Origin of the sequence: Bradyrhizobium sp. NAS96.2, assembly GCF_001908235.1 — a bacterium.
Classification (GTDB): Bacteria; Pseudomonadota; Alphaproteobacteria; order Rhizobiales; family Xanthobacteraceae; genus Bradyrhizobium.
Genome location: NZ_LGHK01000389.1, coordinates 1 through 697, shown reverse-complemented (window position 1 = coordinate 697; position 697 = coordinate 1). Strand labels below are relative to the sequence as shown.

1 protein-coding gene is annotated in these 697 nt (G+C 66.9%); it reads right to left on the bottom strand.

Annotated elements, in window-relative coordinates:
• On the bottom strand, positions 1–697 hold a 697-nt coding region (locus AC628_RS41495), incomplete at both ends, for an Hpt domain-containing protein (protein ID WP_210190341.1).

Sequence of the window (697 nt, the reverse complement as noted above, 5' to 3'; positions counted from 1 at the left end):
AGAGCTGGTTGCGGGTCAAGACCAGCTCGGAGACCATGGTCATCAGGTGTTCGAGGGTGTCGACGTTGACCCGGATCGACTGGTTGGCGATCTTGTCGCCTTCCTGGACATCCTCGGCGGCGGTCTTGCGGACCGGCTTCTTTGCGGCCTCCGTCGGCTCGGCGGCGGGAGTTGCAGGTGCCGCGGCGGCGGGCTTGGCGGCGGGCGCGGGTGCGGCCACTTCGGTCTCGGTCTCGCGGAAGGCACGCTCGAGCTCGTCGAGCGAGACCTCGCCGGGACGCAACGGGCGCTCCAGCGTCTGCACCACCAGCGTGCCTTCGGTCATGTCAGCCTGCACGGACGGCGCTTCGACGACCGGCACATCTTCTTCAGCGGCCGCCGGCATCGACTGCGTCGAGCCTGACATCGCGGCCATGCCGTGCTCGACCATGGCTTCGAGCTGATCGATCAGGTCGCGGTCGTTGCCTTCGGGCTCCGCTTCGGTCGCCTCGAGCCCGCCCAGGATCTCCTTGATGCGGTCGATCGAGGACAGGATCAGCGTCACGGCTTCCGCCTTCACCGGCATGCCGTCGCGGAATTTGCCCATCAAGGTCTCGCCGGCATGCGCCAGCGCTTCCAGCCGCGGCAGCCCGAGGAAGCCACAGGTCCCCTTGATCGTGTGCACAAGGCGGAAAATGTTGTCCAGGATCTTCGCGTT